This is a genomic window from Burkholderia sp. AW49-1 (assembly GCF_053427845.1).
Genome location: NZ_JBSAXF010000027.1, coordinates 1 through 17463, shown reverse-complemented (window position 1 = coordinate 17463; position 17463 = coordinate 1). Strand labels below are relative to the sequence as shown.

Genomic DNA, 17463 nt, shown 5'->3' with positions numbered 1-17463 from the left:
CGGTTGCGCCCAGGGCCCGCAATCAGTGCGGGCCCCGCCAGTCGCCGTTGCGCTATCGCTGCATCGACTCCCACACCTTGTGCAGACGCTTGACAGAGACAGGCATCGGCGTGCGCAGTTCCTGCGCGAACAGCGAAATTCGCAGCTCTTCCAGCAGCCAGCGGAATTCCGCGAGGCGCGGATCGGCGACGCCGCCGCGCTGCGACACCGCGCGCTGATACTGCTGGACGAGCGGCAGCAGCTCGCCGGACTGCTTCGCGTCGCGCGCCGGGTCGGCCTTCAGCTTGTCGATCCGCAACGCGATGCCCTTCAGGTAGCGCGGGAAGTGTGCAAGCTGCACGTAAGGCGTGTCGATCACGAAGCGCTTGCCGACCAGCGCGGCGAGCTGCTGCTGCAGATCCGCATGGGCCTGCGCGAACGGCTTCGCCTGCGCGAGCTTCTTCGCAAGCCCCGCATACTCGGCGAGGATCTGCCCGACGAGCCGCGCGATCTCCTGCGCGAGCAGGTTCAGGCGGCTCCTGCCCTCGTCGCGGCGCGCGTGGAAGCTCGCGTCGTCGTCGGGCAGCGGATCCTGCAGGCACGCGCGGTCGAGCGCCGTGTCGATCAGCTGATCGCGCAGCTCGTCCTGCGTGCCGAGCGACATGTACTGCATCGCCATCTCGCGCAGCCCCGGCAGGTTCTTCTCGAGGAACTTGATCGGCTCCTTCAGCTGCAGCGCGAACAGCCGCCGCAAGCCGGCCCGGTGGATCCGTGCGGCCTCCTCCGGCGAGTCGAACACCTCGACGTCGCAATGCGTGCCGCGATCGACGAGCGCCGGATAGCCGTACAGCGTCTGGCCGCGGCGGCGGATCTCCAGCAGTTCGGGGAGCTTGCCGAAGTTCCACGTCGTCAGGCTCTCGTACAGCGCGGTCGCGCCGGCTTCCGCCGGAGCGGCCGTGTGCGGCGCCGCACCCTTGCCCGGCTTGCCGCCCTTCGCCGCCGAAGCCGGTGCCGCGGCGAGCGCCGGCGCCTCACTTGCATCGCCCTCGGCTGCTTCGCCGCCCGGCGCGATCGTCGATGCCGCCGCGATCTTCTGGAACTGCTGCTGCGCCTGCGCGCCGAGTTCCTGGCGCAGTTGCGCCAGATTGCGCCCCATCGCGAGCTGGCGGCCGTGCTCGTCGATCACCTTGAAGTTCATGAACAGGTGCGCGGGCAACGTCTCGAGCTTGAAGTCGGCCGTCTTCATCGCGACCTGGGTCTCGCCGCGCACGTCGGCGATCAGCGCCTCGACGAGGCCGCCCGCGCCGAAGCGCTCGCGGCCCGTCCGCTCGACGAAGCCGGCCGCGTATTCGGGCAGCGGTACGCAGTGCCGGCGCAGCTTCTGCGGCAGCGACTTCAGGAGCAGCTGCACCTTTTCCTTCAACATCCCCGGCACGAGCCATTCGCAACGGCGCGCGTCGACCTGGTTGAGCGCGTAGAGCGGCACCGCGAGCGTCACGCCGTCGCGCGGCGTGCCGGGCTCGAAGTGGTACGTGAGCGCCATCTCCACACCCGCCATCGTCGCGCGCTTCGGAAACAGCTCGGTCGTCACGCCGGCCGCCTCGTGGCGCATCAGGTCGTCGCGCGACAGGTACAGCAGGCGCTGCTTCTCCTCCGCCTGACCGCCCTTCTTCACCTCGTCGCGATACCAGCGCTCGAACGCGGCGCCCGTGTGAATGCCCTCCGGAATCGCCTGGTCGTAATACGCGTAGATCAGCTCGTCGTCGACCAGCACGTCCTGGCGGCGCGACTTGTGCTCGAGCTGCTCGATGTCGGCGAGCAGCTTGCGGTTGTGCGCGAAGAACGGCAGCTTCGTGTCGAACTCGCCCTCGACCAGCGCGCCGCGGATGAACAGCTCGCGCGCCCGCGCCGGATCCTGCTTGCCGAACGCGACGCGCCGGCGGTGGTAGATCGGCAGCCCGTACAGCGTCGCGCGCTCGAACGCGCTGACCTGCGCGGGACGCTTTTCCCAATGCGGCTCCGACAGCGATTTCTTCAGCAGGTGCGCGCCGATCTTCTCGACCCACTCCGGCTCGATCTTCGCGAGACAGCGCGCATACAGCCGGCTCGTCTCGACGAGTTCGGCCGCCATCACCCAGCGGCCGGCCTTCTTGGCGAGCGCCGAGCCCGGCCACAGGTAGAACTTGATCCCGCGCGCGCCGAGGTAATGCGGATCGTCGTCGGCCTTCATGCCGAGGTTGCCGAGCAGGCCCGTCAACAGGGCCAGATGGACCTGCTCGTAGGTCGCCTCGACCTCGTTGAGGCGCCAGCCGTGCTCGCGCACGACCGTCAGCAGCTGCGAATGGACGTCGCGCCATTCGCGCAGCCGCAGGTGCGACAGGAAGTTCTGCCGGCACGCGTCGATCAGCTGGCGGTTCGACTTCTTGTGCGCGACGGCTTCCTCGAACCATGCCCAGATCTTCAGCCACTGCAGGAATTCGGAGCGCTCGTCGGCGAACCGGCGGTGCGCCTGGTCGGCCTGCTCCTGCGCCTCGATCGGACGGTCGCGGGGGTCCTGCACGGACAGCGCGCTCGCGATGATCAGCACCTCGCGCAGCGACTGCTGGTCGCGCGCGGCGAGAATCATCCGGCCGACGCGCGGATCGAGCGGCAGCCGCGCGAGTTCGCGGCCGAGCGGCGTCAGCGCGTTGTCGTCGTCGACCGCGCCGAGTTCGTTGAGCAGCTGGTAGCCGTCCGCGATCGCGCGGCCGGGCGGCGGCTCGAGGAACGGGAACGATTCGATCGCGGTCAGGTGCAGCGACTTCATCCGCAGGATCACCGAGGCGAGCGACGAGCGCAGGATTTCCGGATCGGTGAAACGCGCGCGCGCCTGGTAGTCGCTTTCCTCGTACAAGCGGATGCAGACGCCGTCGGCCACCCGGCCACAGCGGCCCGCGCGCTGGTTCGCGGCGGCCTGCGAGATCGACTCGACCTGCAGTTGCTCGACCTTGTTACGGTACGAATAGCGCTTCACGCGCGCGAGCCCGGTGTCGACGACGTAGCGGATGCCCGGCACCGTCAGCGACGTTTCGGCCACGTTGGTCGCGAGCACGATGCGGCGCGCGTTCGACGCCTTGAACACCTTGTCCTGGTCGGCCGCCGACAGCCGCGCGAACAGCGGCAGGATCTCGGTATGCGGCGGATGATGCTTGCGCAGCGCCTCGGCCGCCTCGCGGATCTCGCGCTCGCCGGGCAGGAACACCAGCACGTCGCCGGGGCCTTCGCGGCACAGTTCGTCGACCGCGTCGACGATCGCGTCCATCAGGTCGCGTTCGGCCTCGCGCGCGGTCTTCACGCGATCGCGGCCGCCCGTGCCTTCGGCGTGCTTCACGGCCGGGCGATCCTCGGCCACCGGCCGGTAGCGCATCTCGACCGGATACAGCCGCCCGCTCACCTCGATCACGGGCGCCGGGCGCGCGTCGGTGCCGAAATGGCGCGCGAAGCGGTCGGCGTCGATCGTCGCGGACGTGACGATCAGCTTCAGGTCCGGCCGCCGCGGCAGGATTTCCTTCAGGTAGCCGAGCAGGAAGTCGATGTTCAGGCTGCGTTCGTGCGCCTCGTCGATGATCAGCGTGTCGTACGCCTTCAGCAGCGGATCGGTCTGCGTCTCGGCGAGCAGGATGCCGTCCGTCATCAGCTTGACGGACGCGCCCGGCGCGAGATTGTCGGTGAAGCGCACCTTGTAGCCGACCACCTCGCCGAACGGCGTGCCGAGTTCCTCGGCGATGCGCCGGCCGGTCGACGACGCGGCCAGGCGCCGCGGCTGCGTATGGCCGATCAGGCCCGTGCCGCCGGCACCGAGGCCGCGGCCGAGATCGAGACAGATCTTCGGCAGCTGGGTGGTCTTGCCCGAACCCGTTTCACCACAGACGATGACAACCTGATGACCGGCGATCGCGCGCGCGATTTCGTCGCGCTTGCCCGACACGGGCAGGCTTTCGGGGTAGGTAATCGGCGGAACGGGATTGGGCGCGACGGCCGCGCGCGGCGGACGTTCGCGGCGCGGCGCGCGCTCGCCGGCGGCCTGGGGCGCGCCCTGCGCGGCCGGCTGGCCCGGCTCGCGGCGCCGCTCGTCGCCACGCGGCCCGCGCGGCGGCTGCCCCGCCTGCTGTTGCTGCTGGCGCGGCGGCTGGCCCTGCTGCTGACGCGCATCGGCCGCCCCCTCCGGGTGCCGGGCCGACGGCGCTTTGGCCCGCGTCGGCGCGGGACTTTTAGGTACATTCGACATGGGGGCGCATTATAATCCCGCCCATGAATTCCCAAACCGACCTCCCACCCGCCCAGACCGGCGCCGCGACGCCGCCGGCCGCCGACGATTCGGCCGCCAGCCACGCGCAGTTCGTCGACTGGATGCGCTCCGTCGCGCCCTACATCCACAAGTTCCGCAACAGCACGTTCGTCGTGGGGTTCGGTGGCGAGGTGGTGCAGCAGGGGCTGCTGAACGCGCTCGTGTCCGACATCGCGCTACTGCAGGCGATGGGCATCCAGATCGTGCTCGTGCACGGCTCGCGGCCGCAGGTCGAGGAGCAGCTGAGCCTGCATGGTGTCGAATCCGAGTTTTCGCACGGGCTGCGCATCACCGATGCGCGCGCGCTCGAATCCGCGAAGGAGGCGGCCGGCGAAGTGCGTCTCGACATCGAGGCCGCGATCAGCCAGGGTCTGCCGAACTCGCCGATGGCGCACGCGCACATCAGCGTCGTGTCCGGCAACTTCGTGACCGCCCGGCCGGTGGGGATTCTCGACGGGGTCGATTTCGCGCACACGGGCATCGTGCGCAAGATCGACGCCGAATCGATCCGTCATTCGCTCGCGAGCCGCAAGCTCGTGCTGCTGTCGCCGCTCGGCTTCTCGCCGACCGGCGAGGCGTTCAACCTGTCGATGGAAGACGTCGCGTCGGCCGCCGCGATCGCGCTGCGCGCCGACAAGATCATCTTCCTGACCGAGGCGCCCGGCATCGTCGACGACGAAGGCGGCCTGATCCGCGAAATGTCGCTCGACGCGGCCGCCGAGCTGCTCGACTCCGGCAACATCCAGGGCGACGACGCGTTCTTCCTGAAGCACTCGATCCGCGCCTGCCGCGGCGGCGTGACCCGGGCCCACCTGATTCCGCAGTCGCTCGACGGCAGCATGCTGCTCGAACTGTTCCTGCACGACGGCGTCGGCACGATGATCTCGTACGAGAACCTCGAGAGCCTGCGCGAAGCGACGCCGGACGACGTCGGCGGCATCCTGTCGCTGATCGAGCCGCTCGAGTCGGACGGCACGCTGGTGCGGCGCGGCCGCCATCAGATCGAACGCGACATCGACCACTTCTCGGTGATCGAGCACGATGGCGTGCTGTTCGGCTGCGCGGCGCTGTATCCGTACCAGCAGGAGAAGATCGGCGAGATGGCGTGCCTGACGGTCGCGCCGGAAGCGCAGGGCTCGGGCGACGGCGAACGCCTGCTCAAGCGCATCGAGCAGCGCGCCCGCGCGCGCGGCCTCACGCACATCTTCGTGCTCACGACGCGCACCGAGCACTGGTTCCTCAAGCGCGGCTTCGTCAAGGTCAGCGTCGACGACCTGCCGGAAGACCGCCGCAAACTCTATAACTGGCAGCGCAAGTCGCTCGTGCTGATGAAGCAGCTCTGAGCATAGGCACGACTGCCCTCCCCCAGACCGATTACAGGAGAAGTACACGATGGCTCGAATGATCCAATGCGCGAAGCTCGGCAAGGAAGCCGAAGGTCTCGATTTCCCGCCGCTGCCGGGCGAACTCGGCAAGCGCATCTACGAAAGCGTGTCGAAGGAAGCGTGGCAAGGCTGGCTCAAGCAGCAGACGATGCTGATCAACGAGAACCGCCTGAACATGGCCGACCCGCGCGCGCGCCAGTACCTGATGAAGCAGACCGAGAAGTACTTCTTCGGCGACGGCGCGGACCAGGCGTCCGGCTACGTGCCGCCGACGGAAGGCTGAAGCACCGCGCATCGCGCGGGCCTGTCGCGCCGGGCGCATCGCGAAGCGAAGCAAGGCAAACGGCACCGTGTATCGCACGGTGCCGTTTGCTTTTGGGAGGGCGGAATCGACGCGATGCGATCCGGCCGGCGCGTGCGCTGCCGCCGAATCGGCAAATCGCGCCGGCCCGGCGGATTCAACCCGCCGGTTTCAACGCACCGCGGTCGCCCGCCTGCGCGGTCTCGCCGGCCGGACTTTCAGCGCTCGCGCCTTCGGCACCCCATTCGGCCGCATCGCTCCGCTCGGCCGTCGACAACTCGTCCGCGCGGTAGCCGGTGCGATTCAGCAGCGCGAGCATGCACGCGAGCGACACGAGCGCGTACAGCCCCGACGCGATCGCGACGCCGACGATGCTGCCGGTCGCGTTCAGGATCGCCTGCGCGAGCACCGGCGTGCCGCCGCCGACGACGAGCGCGCTCAGCTGATACGCGAGCGACAGGCCCGTGTAGCGGATGTTGGCCGGAAACACGCGTGCGAGCACGCCGCCGACCGCGCCATAGAACATCGCCGACGGGATCGTCGAGATGCACATCCCGGCGACGGCGATCCAGTACGAACGCGTCGCGAGCGCATGGAACATCACCGGCATCAGCACGATCTCGGGAATCAGGATCCAGCACATCGCGCGTCGCATGTCGACCTTCGACACGAACCACGCGCCGACCGGCTGCATCAGGAACTGCACGACGAGCGAGATCGACAGGATGCCGAGGAACGTGCCCTGCGCATAGCCGAGCTCCTTCGTCGCCCACGACAGCGCGAAGGTGCTGCGGAAATACGTGACGTTGATCACCGGCAGCGTGCCGGCCGCGAGCAGCACGACGGGCCAGTGGTCGCGCACGACGTCGCGCAGCGGCAGCTTCACCGTGCGCTTGCGCGCGAGCACGCGCTGCATGTCGATCGATTCCTCGAGCCGCAGCCGGATCACCATCCCGATGATCACGAGCACCGCCGACAGCAGGAACGGAATGCGCCAGCCCCTCATCAGGAACGACGGCGTCGGCAACGCGCTCAGCGCGAAAAAGGCTGCGGTGGCGAGCAGGTTGCCGGTGGGCGAACCCTGCTGCGCGAACGCCGCATAGAGGATGCTGCGATGCTTCGGCGCATTCTCGCTCGCGATCAGCACCGCACCGCCCCACTCGCCGCCGACCGCGATGCCCTGCAACACGCGCAGCACGACGAGGCCCGCCGGCGCCCACACACCGATCGACGCATGGCCGGGCAGCAGGCCGATGCCCGTCGTGGCCAGCCCCATCATCACCAGCGTGATCACGAGTGCGGTCTTTCGGCCGACGCGATCGCCGAGATGCCCGAACACGATTCCGCCGAGCGGCCGCGCGGCGAAGCCGGCCCAGAACGTGACGAATGCGAGCAGCGTCGCGACGCCGGGATCCATCGTGCTCGAAAAGAACACCTTGCCGAATACGAGCGCGGCGGCGGTGCCGTAGATGTAGAAGTCGTACCACTCGATCGTGGTGCCGACGAACGCCGCGAGGGCGGCGCGGCCGGGCCGCGGCTGCGCGGCGGACGGGGATTGCGGACGGCTCATCGATGTCTCCATGTTTGTGATCGGCGGCGCGACTGTCGCGCGCCTTGCCGGATGGCCGGCCTTGCGCCGCCGGCTGGCGGTGGTGCTTTACATCGCCTTACGTCGCTTCATTGCCTTGCGTCGAGCGGCTTGTCCCTGCGATGCGCCGGCCGAGGATGCTCGCGTGCGAGCACCACTCGGCCGGTCACGCCGGGTCCGGCGCGACCTTCAGCACGCCGGCGTCGAGCAATCGTTGCTGGAGCGCGGGATCGACGCCGAGGCGGTCGAGCACCGCGCGCGTGTCGCGGCCGAGCGCGGGCGGCGGCGAACGATAGGTCGCCGGCGTGCGCGACAGCTTCACCGGCGATGCCGTGCCGCGATATGCGCCGATCTCGACGAACAATTCGCGGTGCAGCGCATGCGGGTCGCGCGCGACGTCGGCGACCGTGCGCACCGGCCCGCACGGCACGCCCGCCGCCATCAGGTCGCGCGCCAGCGGCTCGCACGGATGGGCGGCGAGCCGTGCCTCGAGCGCGGCCTTCAGTTCGGGCCGGTGCGCGCAGCGGCTGCGGTTGTCGGCGAAGCGCGGATCGCCCGCGAGCGCCGGCGCGCCAAGATGCGCGACGAGGCGCGCGAACTGCCGATCGTTGCCGACCGCGAGGAAGATCGGCACCGTCGCCGTGCGATAGCTGTCGTACGGCGCGATGTTCGGATGCGCGTTGCCGCTGCGCCCGGGCACGCGCCCCGAGCCGAAGAAGTTCGGCAGGTGCGGATGCAGCAGCGACACGCCGCAGTCGTACAGCGCGATGTCGATCGACTGCCCCTGCCCGCTCTTCTCGCGCTCCGCGAGCGCCAGCAGGATGCCGGCAAGCGCGTTGAGCCCCGTGACCATGTCGACGATCGGCAACCCGATGCGCATCGCGTCGCCGTCGCGCTCGCCATTGACGCTCATCAGCCCGGCCATCGCCTGGATCACCGCGTCGTAGCCGGGCAGCCCGCCGAGCGGGCCGTCCTCGCCGAAGCCCGTCACCGCGCAGTGGATCAGGCGCGGGAAACGCGGCTGCAGGTCGCGCGTGTAGTCCATGCCCCAGTGCGCGAGCGTGCCAGGCTTGAAGTTCTCGACGAGCACGTCGGCGTCCTCCAGCAGGCGCCACAGGATCGCGCGCCCGTCGTCGCGGGACAGGTCGAGCGCGAGCCCCTCCTTGTTGCGGTTCACGCCCATGAAATACCACGCGGTGTCGCCGAGGAACGGCGGCCCCCAGCCGCGCGTCTCGTCGCCGTCCGGCGGCTCGATCTTGATCACCGTCGCGCCGTGATCGGCGAGCGCCTGCGTGCAGTACGGACCGCCGAGCACGCGGCTCAGGTCGACGACCTTGAGCCCGTCAAGCGCGCCGCGCGGCGCGCTCATCGCTTCCGTCGCGCTCATCGTTCGACCTCCGGCAGCAGGTCGAGCGCCATGTCGAGCGGCACCGGCGTGCCGCGCAGCAGCGCGTCGAACGCCGCCGCTTCGTCGTCGCGCGACGCCGGTGCAAGCGGGTCGACCGGCAGCAGCTTGTGACGCACGACCAGGTGCGCAAGCGCGAGGCGCCGGTAATCGGGTGCGAGCTGTGCGCCCTCGCACGCCATCAGGACGGCCGCGCTCGCGTAGTAAAGCGCCGACGCGGCCTGCCGCACGCGCGCGTCGTCGCGTTCCGCCGCGACCCGCGCGAGCGCATCGCACGCGCGCGCGAGAATGCGCCGCAGCGCCGCGCGGCTCGCGTCGGGCAGCGGCGCCGCGCCGAGCCGGTCGCCGAGGAACGTGCGCAGCGCGTCGAGCGCCTGCTCGCGCTGCGCGGCGCGCGCGACGTCGAGCGCGACGATGTTGCTGGTGCCTTCCCAGATCGAGCCGAGATGCGCGTCGCGCACGAGGCGCGCATCGCTCCACTCCTCGATGTAGCCGGTGCCGCCGCGCACCTCCATCGCGTCGCCCGTCACGCAGCGCGCATCGCGGCACGCGCGGAACTTGATCAGCGGCGTCAGGATGCGCACGCAGCGCGCGGCCTGCTCGTCGCCCGCATCCGCCTGCGGCAACAGCAGCGCGATCTGCATGAACATCGCGCGCGCGGCCTCGGCGGGCAGCAGCATCTTCATCAACTGACGCTGCATCAGCGGCATCTCGATCAGCTTGCGGCCGAACGCGGCGCGATGCGCCGCCACGTGCAGCGACTCGTTCAGCGCGCGCCGCATCAGGCCCGCCGCGCGCACGCCGTTCGACAGCCGCGACATGTTGATCATGTCGGCCATCTGGTGAAAGCCGCGGCCGGTCTCGCCGATCAGCCAGGCCTGCGCGCCTTCGAGCGCGATCTCGCCGCTCGCCATCGAACGGCTGCCGAGCTTGTCCTTCAGCCGCACGATCCGGTAGCGATTGCGCGTGCCGTCCGGCAGCGTCTTCGGCAGCAGGAACAGCGCGAGGCCGTTGATGCCGTCCGGCGCGCCGTCGGGCCGCGCGAGCACCATCGCCAGGTCGGCGTCCGCGTTCGAGCAGAACCACTTGTCGCCGTACAGGCGCCACACCGCCCCGCCCTGCACGTCGGCTTCGCGCACCGCGCGCGTGGCGATGCGGCCGACGTCGGAGCCGGCCGCCTGCTCGGTCATGAACATCGCGCCCTGGAACAGCGTGTCGAAATTGCGCGACGCGAGCCTCGGCAGATAGTGTTCGACGAGCGCCGGGTCGCCGAAACGACGCAGCGTGCGCGTCAGCGAATCGGTCATGCTGACCGGGCAGCACAACCCGAATTCCGCCTGCACGAACAGGAACGTCAACGCGTACTTGACGAGCGGCGCCACCGCCCCGGGCTGATGGCTCAGCGCCGCGAGCCCGAGTTCCGAGTAGGCGACCCGTTCGAGCGCGACATACGCGGGATCCTTGTCGATCCGCTGCACGGCTTCGCCGCGCCGGTTGCGATGCTCGAGCACGGGCGGATGCTTGTCCGCGCGCGATGCCCACGCGTCGAGTTCGCCCGACACGCGCGCGCCGAGCGCGTGCAGCTGCGGTTCGAGTGCCGCGTAGCGGGTCGCGCCGAGATGCAGTTTCAGCAACGCGCCGAGATCGGGATCGGCCGTGAAGAAGTTGATGCCCCGGCTATCGGGGATGTCGTTGGCCGCGCCGGTGTCCGGCGTGCGAGCGGTGTCGTTCATGCATGCGTCTCCATGGTGGCCCGGCTGCCGGCCGGTGCCCGCGACGCGGCGGCGCGGCCGGCTGGTGCCAGGCGTTCAGCAGAGCGTAGGCGCGCGATCGATAAGCGTCCAATACAGGATTTATCCGGTACGATAGACGACGCTTATCGAAGCCGATGCGGGGAGGACGCACCATGGAACTGAGGCAGTTGCGCTACTTCGTGGCGGTCGCCGAGGAGCTGCATTTCGGGCGCGCGGCGAAGCGCCTGTTCATCTCGCAGCCGGCGCTGAGCTTCGACATCCGCAAGTTCGAGGATGCGCTCGGCGTGCAGCTTTTTTCCCGCACCAACAAGACGGTCGCGCTGACCAACGCAGGCGCGGTGCTGCTCGGCGAAGCGCGCCGGCTGCTGCTGCAGGCGGCCGAGGCCGAGCGTCTCACGGTGCGCTCGGCGTCCGGTCTCGCGGGACGGCTGCGGATCGGCTTCGTCCATTCGATGCTGTATCGCGGGCTGCCCGACGCGGTGCGGCGCTTCGAGGCCGACTATCCGGGCGTCGAGATCGTGCTGAGCGAGATGAACACGCAGGCGCAGGTGCAGGCGATCCAGCGCGGCCAGATCGATCTCGGCTACGCGCACTGGGGCCACTGCCCGCCCGAGGTCGAATCGGCGCCCGTCTACGCGGAACCGTTCGTGTGCTGCCTGCCGGCCGCGCATCCGCTCGCGCGGCGCCGGCAGGTCGCACTCGCCGCGCTGGCCGCGGAACCGTTCATCCTGTTTCCGCGCGACGCGGCGCCGCACTATCACGACCTGATCATCGCGCAATGCGTGAACGCGGGATTCAGCCCGCTGATCCGTCACGAGGCGCGGCTCTGGCAGACGATCCTGTCGATGATCGAATTCGGGATGGGCATCGCGCTCGTGCCGCGCGTGCTGCAGCAGGTGAAGAGCGACCGGCTCGCGTTCCGGCCGCTGAAGGATGCGTCGCTGGAATCGCGCACGCTGGAGCTGAAGCGCAGCGGCACCGCCGAACCGGTCGCGCTGCGCTTCGCCGACTACGTGCGCGCGTCGATCGATGCGCTGCCCGCGCTCGCGGGCTGAGCCGGCGCGCCGGTACGCCGCGCCGGCACTTCTCCGCTACTTCGATTCCGGCTGCAGCACCGGCTGCGCGCGCCGATACCACACCGCGTACACGACGGACAGCGCGACCAGGAACGGAATGCCGAAGATCAGCGTCATGTGGAATTCGGCCGTGAAGTACGTCGTCACCATCACCGCGAGCATCAGCGCCGCGCCGAGCAGCGTCAGCAGCGGGAAGCCGCGCATCCGGAACGCGGGCGCCGGCAGGCCGAGCGCCGCGCGACGCCGCCGGAAGCAGTAATGCGTGACGAAGATCATCATCCACGTGAACAGCGCGCCGAACATCGACACCGACATCATGATCGTGAACGACGCGTCCGGATACAGCACGCTCAGGACCGTCGCGAGCGCGATGCCGAGCGTCGACAGCATCAGCGCGCCGAACGGCACGCCGCGCGTGTTCACCTCGCCGAGCGCCTTCGGCGCATGACCCGCGCGCGACAGGCTGAACATCATCCGCGTCGTGATGTAGAGCTGGCTGTTCATCGCGGACAGCGCGGCGATCAGCACGACGAAGTTGATCAGCCCGGCCGCGCCCGGCAGGTGGATCGCCTCCATCACCTTCACGAACGGGCTTTCGTCGCGCCCCGCCGCCGTCCACGGCACGATCGCGAGCATCAGCGCGAGCGTGACGAGGTAGAACAGCACGAGCCGCACGATCGTCGAGCGGAACGCGCGCGTCACCGCGCGCTCGGGATCTTCCGCCTCGCCCGCCGCGACCGCGATCATCTCGATGCTCAGGTAGCTGAAGATCGACACGATCACCGCGACCCACATCCCCCACATCCCCTTCGGGAAGAACCCGCCATGCTCGGTGTAATGATGAAAGCCCGCGCCGGCCGCGCCGTCGCCGACCAGCGCCGGATTGCCGAACACGACGTATGCGCCCAGCACGATGAAGCCGACGATCGCCGCGATCTTCACGACCGAGAAGCCGTATTCGACCGCGCCGAACACGTCGACGCTGCGCGCGTTGACGAACACGAGCAGCGCCGAGAAGCCGACGATCCACAGCCAGCCCGGCACGCCCGGGAACCAGTACTTCATGTACAGCGCGATCGCGGTGACTTCGGTGCCGACCGCGAGCACGATGCACGCCCAGTACGCATAGCGCACGAGGAACCCGGCCCACGGGCTCACGTAATGTTCGGCGTACGCGCCGAACGACCCGGAAGTCGGGTGCGCGACCGTCATCTCCGCGAGACAGCCCATCAGCAGCAGCGAAATGAATGCGCCGATCGCGTAGCTGACGAGCACGCTCGGGCCGGCGAAGCCGATCGCGAACCCGCTGCCGAGAAAGAGACCCGTGCCGATCGCACCGCCGATCGCGATCATGGCCATCTGCCGTGCGGAAAGCGTGCGGCGCAGACCCTGCTCGCGCGCCGCGATGTGCTGGAATTGCCCTTCTGGTTGCATCGAATGACCTCGTTCGAAAACGTGTGTCCGGTCGAAACATCGACGGCGCACGGACCGGTGCCGGACCGCACCGGCCACCGCGCGCCGCGTGCTCAGAACATGTGGCGCAAGCCGGCCGCGATACCCGTCTGGTTGCCGCGTCCGGGCATTTCGGTGAACGCGCCGCCGGTCACCCGGTTGTAGTCGACCGTCGCGTAGACCTGCGTCGCCTTCGACAGAGCGTACTCGGCCTCGAGCACGCCCGTATAGCGCTTCCCGCCGTTGCCTGCGACGCCGTTGACGTTGCGGATGTCGTCGTAGTACGCGACGCCCGTCACCGACACCGCCGGCGTGACCTTCACGCTCGCGCCGGTATAGAAGATCGCGTCGCGGCGCGGATTGTCGGCGAACGAACCGTAGGTCACGTCGCGGCCCGGCGCGTTCAGCAGTTGCCGGTCGAGCATGCCCGTGCGGTCGATGCCGCCGAGATAGCCCGCGTACAGCGTCGCCGCGCCGAACGCGTAGCGTGCGCCCGCGCCCCATGCCTGTTGCGCACGGCTGTTCAGGTCGCGCACCTGCTGGTAGGTCGCGCCGACCATCAGTCCGCCGAGCGTGTACGACACGTGCGTGCCCCAGTACGCATTCGCGCCGAGGCTGCCCGCGACGCCGCCGAAGCCGTAGCTCGCGCCGACGTTCAGCCCGCCGAACGTGCCGTCGTAGCCGACGACGTTGCTCGCGCGACCCTGCGTGAGGAAGTACGGCCACATGTTGGCCGTGTAGTTGCCGACCGTCAGCGGATCGAGATCGCCGAACAAGTTGAACGCCTCGGTCGCCTGCCGGCCGAGCTTCACGGTGCCCCAGTCGCTCGCCAGACCGACATACGCGTAGCGGCCGAACAGCGCGCCGTCGAGCTGCCCGTTCTGCGGCTCGAAGCCGCTCTCGAGCTGGAAGATCGCCTTCAGCCCGCCGCCGAGCGCTTCGCTGCCCTTCAGGCCCCAGCGGCTGTTGGTGATCGCGCCGTTGGTCATCTGCACGCTCGCGTCGTTCGACGCATTCGCGTGCGTCGTGTAGCGGATGCTCTGGTCGACGATGCCGTACAGCGTCACGCTGCTCTGCGCCATCGCGCCGCTCGCGGCGAGCAGGCCCGCCATCGTTGGTACTGCGAATCGAGTGATACGCCTCATCTTCGTCTCCATCCTTGTCTGAATATTTGATGTTCGTCGGGGGGGGGTTGATGCTTGTCGTTGATCGTGGGTGCTGCGGTCGTCGCGAAGTCGCGTGCCGGCTAGCCGCGTGCCGCCGGCAGCGCGACGTACGCGACGAGTTCGACGCGCATGTCCGGGTGCGCGAAGCCCTGCACGCCCACGCACGTGCGGTTCGGGTACGGCTCGTGAAAGTGGCGCCGGTATTCGGCGTCGAATTCGGGCATCGCCTTCACGTCGGACAGATAGACGAGCACCTGTGCGACGTCGTCCATCGTCGCGCCGGCCGCCGCGACGGCCTTCGCAAGATTGCCGAGCGTGATGCGCGCCTGCTCGGTCATCGTGTCGCCGGCGATCGCACCGGACGCATCGACCGGCCCGTGGCCGGTAAACATCAGCCCGCTCGCGCGGGTGGCCCACGAGAACGGTTGCTCGAGTTGCGGCAAGTCGACCGGGATCATGTCTGCCATCGTGTCCTCCTTCGGTTCGCGACCGGCCGCTCAGGCGGCCTGGCGCGACGTGCCGCCGAACACGTCGGCGATCGCGTTCGCGACGTGGTCGACGTTCGCGTCGTTAAGGCCCGCGACGCACATGCGGCCCGAGCGCAGCAGGTAGACGCCGTGCGACGCGCGCAGCCGGTCCACGTCGGTCGCGGCGATGCCCGTGTAGCTGAACATGCCGCGCTGCGTGACGAGCGCATCGAACGCGCTCGTCGGCAGGCGCGCGTCGAGCCGCGCCTTCAGCGCGCTGCGCATGCGCTTGATGCGCGTGCGCACCTCGGCCACCTCGTCTTCCCAGCACGCCCGCAGGACGTCGTCGTTCAGCACGGCCGACACGAGCTGCGCGCCGAACAGCGGCGGGCTCGAATAGGTGCGGCGCACGCCGGCCTGCAACTGGCTCAGCACCGTCGCCGCTTCGCCCTCGCTCGCGCAGACGATCGACAGGCCGCCGACGCGCTCGCCGTACAGCGAGAAGTTCTTCGAAAACGAGTTGCTGACGATCGCCGGCAGTCCCGCTTCGACGATCGCGCGCACGGCCCATGCGTCGTCGTCGAGCCCGTCGCCGAAGCCCTGGTACGCCATGTCGAGGAACGGAATCAGCCCGCGGCGCGCGAGCACGTCGATCACCGCGCGCCACGCGTCGCGGCCGAGGTCGAGGCCCGTCGGGTTGTGGCAGCACGGCTGCAGCAGCACGATGCTGCGCGCGGGCAGCGCGTCGAGCGCCGCGAGCATCGCGTCGACGCGCAGGTCGTTGCGCGCTTCGTCGTAGTACGGGTACGTGTGCACGTCGAGGCCGGCCGCCGCGAAGATCACGCGATGGTTGTCCCACGTCGGATCGCTGATCCAGATCGCGCTGTCGGGGAAATAGCGCTTCACGAACTCCGCGCCGAGCCGCAGCGCGCCCGAGCCGCCGAGCGTCTGCAGCGTCGCGATACGCCCTTGCGCGAGCGCCGCGCAGTCGGCGCCGAACACGAGGCGCTGCACGCCCTGCCGATACGCGGCGAGCCCTTCCATCGGCAGATACGTATGCGGCGCGCCGGCTTCGCGCACGCGCTCGGCCGCGAGACGCGTACTCTCCAGCACGGGGATGCGGCCCGCTTCGTCGTAGTAGAGACCGATGCTGAGGTTGACCTTGTGCGGATGGGCATCCTGCTGGAACGCCTGGAACAGCGACAGGATCGGGTCGCCCGGATAGGCGGGAATGTGTTCGTACATGGCGGAATGACGCTGGAAGTTGAAGGCGGCGAGTCGGCCGGCGGCGTGACAGCGCGTCAGGCCGTGCGATCGAGGCATGGGGCGCATGTTATCGAGGACGAAATAGAATGAGCTTCACTTTTCGATGACGAATCGCCGCCATTGCAGTAGAGTCTGCGCTTGCCATCTCAAAAACTATGGGATTCTGCGAAATGAATCTGGATCGAACCGACATGCGGATCCTCCGGCATCTCGAGCGGGACGGACGCATCAGCAATCAGGACCTCGCGAATGCGGTCGCGCTGTCGCCGTCGGCGTGCCTGCGGCGCGTGAAGCTGCTCGAGGAACGCGGCGCCATTTCGGGCTACCGCTGCACGATCGATCCGAAGAAGGTCGGCGTCGCATTCGAGGCGCTCGTGCACGTGTCGATGCGGCCGGACGTGCCCGAATGGCACGACCGGTTCGTGGAGGCGATTCAGCAGTGGCCGGAAGTCATCGCCGCGCAGATCGTGACGGGCGGCTCGAACTACGTGCTGACGGTGCGGGCGCGCGACCTCGACCACTATTCCGATTTCGTGATCAACCGCCTGCACCGCGCGACGGGCGTGATGTCGATCAATTCGAGCATCGTGCTCGCGACGCTCAAGCGCGACGGCTCGATCCTCGATCTCGTCGAACCGTCGACGGCCGGCTGACGAACCTTTTGTACGGGCCTGAAAAATATTTGAAGAAAGTGCTTTACGAACCCGAAAAGCTCTGACATAATTTCAGCTTCTTTGGGCGGTTAGCTCAGCGGTAGAGCACTGCCTTCACACGGCAGGGGTCACTGGTTCGATCCCAGTACCGCCCACCAAAGAATTCAAGGGCCTGCGTCTCACGACGCAGGCCCTTTTCGTTTTGCGGCCGCCTTTCTGCTGCGGCCCGCCTCCCCTGCACGCTTCCTTGCGCTCGCGAACCGGTTCGACGGGCAACGACGCTTCGGCCACATGCGATCGAAGCGTCGCGACGACTGACTACCCTGCCCGTCCAACCCGCTCCGCCGTCGCATCGAACGCGCGCTTCGCCTTGTCGACGATCTCGTCGACCTCCGCCTCCCGGATCACCAGCGGCGGCGACAACAGCATCCGGTCGCCGGTCGCACGCATGATCAGGTTGCCGTTGAAGCAGAAGTCGCGGCAGATCGTGCCGATATCGAAGCTGGCATCGAACCGCTCGCGCCGCTCACGATCACGCGCGAGCTGGACACCCGCGACCAGCCCCGCCCCCGCGATCTCGCCGACGATCGGATGATCGCCGAGCGCTTCCCGCAGCCGACGCTGGAAATATGGCCCGATGTCAC

The 17463-nt window shown here is 68.9% G+C and carries 12 protein-coding genes, 1 tRNA gene and 1 pseudogene; 5 read left to right on the top strand and 9 right to left on the bottom strand.

Annotation, left to right across the window (positions count from 1 at the left end; all coding sequences use genetic code 11):
* Positions 1 to 52 precede the first annotated feature (52 nt).
* Complete coding sequence (gene hrpA / locus ACV22W_RS27590; RefSeq protein WP_448022667.1) at positions 53 to 4246, bottom strand: ATP-dependent RNA helicase HrpA; 4194 nt, start codon at positions 4244 to 4246, stop codon at positions 53 to 55.
* 23 nt (positions 4247 to 4269) lie between these two features.
* Between hrpA and argA the strand changes: the two genes are divergently transcribed.
* Together argA and ACV22W_RS27580 are read left to right on the top strand one after the other, a co-directional pair.
* Positions 4270 to 5649, top strand: a complete 1380-nt coding sequence (argA, locus tag ACV22W_RS27585) for an amino-acid N-acetyltransferase (RefSeq protein WP_044847668.1) — start codon at positions 4270 to 4272, stop codon at positions 5647 to 5649.
* Between the two features lie 49 nt (positions 5650 to 5698).
* Positions 5699 to 5974, top strand: coding sequence for an oxidative damage protection protein (locus ACV22W_RS27580; RefSeq protein WP_006478357.1), 276 nt, complete (start codon positions 5699 to 5701; stop codon positions 5972 to 5974).
* Positions 5975 to 6149: 175 nt separating this feature from the next.
* On the opposite strand, the gene ACV22W_RS27575 is transcribed toward ACV22W_RS27580, so the two are convergent.
* The 3 genes from ACV22W_RS27575 to ACV22W_RS27565 form a co-directional block, all read right to left on the bottom strand.
* The gene (locus ACV22W_RS27575) at positions 6150 to 7562 is read right to left on the bottom strand and encodes an MFS transporter (RefSeq protein ID WP_448022666.1); all 1413 of its coding nucleotides are present in this window, start codon (positions 7560 to 7562) and stop codon (positions 6150 to 6152) included.
* Positions 7563 to 7746: 184 nt separating this feature from the next.
* Positions 7747 to 8949: a CaiB/BaiF CoA transferase family protein gene (locus tag ACV22W_RS27570; RefSeq protein WP_448022701.1), complete on the bottom strand. Its 1203-nt coding sequence runs from the start codon at positions 8947 to 8949 to the stop codon at positions 7747 to 7749.
* A 14-nt stretch (positions 8950 to 8963) separates the two neighbouring features.
* The gene (locus ACV22W_RS27565) at positions 8964 to 10718 is read right to left on the bottom strand and encodes an acyl-CoA dehydrogenase family protein (protein ID WP_448022665.1); all 1755 of its coding nucleotides are present in this window, start codon (positions 10716 to 10718) and stop codon (positions 8964 to 8966) included.
* Positions 10719 to 10891: 173 nt separating this feature from the next.
* Between ACV22W_RS27565 and ACV22W_RS27560 the strand changes: the two genes are divergently transcribed.
* Positions 10892 to 11794: a LysR family transcriptional regulator gene (locus ACV22W_RS27560; protein WP_059535906.1), complete on the top strand. Its 903-nt coding sequence runs from the start codon at positions 10892 to 10894 to the stop codon at positions 11792 to 11794.
* Positions 11795 to 11830: 36 nt separating this feature from the next.
* Here ACV22W_RS27560 and ACV22W_RS27555 read toward each other — a convergent pair whose 3' ends face one another.
* The 4 genes from ACV22W_RS27555 to ACV22W_RS27540 all read right to left on the bottom strand — a co-directional run bounded on the left by ACV22W_RS27555 (position 11831) and on the right by ACV22W_RS27540 (position 16145).
* The gene (locus ACV22W_RS27555; protein WP_448022664.1) at positions 11831 to 13249 is read right to left on the bottom strand and encodes an amino acid permease; all 1419 of its coding nucleotides are present in this window, start codon (positions 13247 to 13249) and stop codon (positions 11831 to 11833) included.
* A 92-nt stretch (positions 13250 to 13341) separates the two neighbouring features.
* Positions 13342 to 14412, bottom strand: coding sequence for a porin (locus ACV22W_RS27550; protein ID WP_448022663.1), 1071 nt, complete (start codon positions 14410 to 14412; stop codon positions 13342 to 13344).
* A 101-nt stretch (positions 14413 to 14513) separates the two neighbouring features.
* Complete coding sequence (locus ACV22W_RS27545; RefSeq protein WP_448022662.1) at positions 14514 to 14900, bottom strand: RidA family protein; 387 nt, start codon at positions 14898 to 14900, stop codon at positions 14514 to 14516.
* A 30-nt stretch (positions 14901 to 14930) separates the two neighbouring features.
* Positions 14931 to 16145 (bottom strand): amino acid aminotransferase, encoded by a 1215-nt coding sequence (locus ACV22W_RS27540; protein ID WP_448022700.1) that lies wholly within the window; start codon positions 16143 to 16145, stop codon positions 14931 to 14933.
* Positions 16146 to 16336: 191 nt separating this feature from the next.
* Between ACV22W_RS27540 and ACV22W_RS27535 the strand changes: the two genes are divergently transcribed.
* A complete protein-coding gene (locus tag ACV22W_RS27535) occupies positions 16337 to 16819 on the top strand; it encodes an Lrp/AsnC family transcriptional regulator (RefSeq protein ID WP_059535916.1) in 483 nt (160 codons plus the stop codon).
* Between the two features lie 83 nt (positions 16820 to 16902).
* A tRNA-Val gene (locus ACV22W_RS27530) sits at positions 16903 to 16977 on the top strand.
* A 160-nt stretch (positions 16978 to 17137) separates the two neighbouring features.
* On the opposite strand, the pseudogene ACV22W_RS27525 reads toward ACV22W_RS27530, so the two are convergent.
* A pseudogene (locus ACV22W_RS27525) lies at positions 17138 to 17463 on the bottom strand (aspartate aminotransferase family protein); the annotation flags it as partial.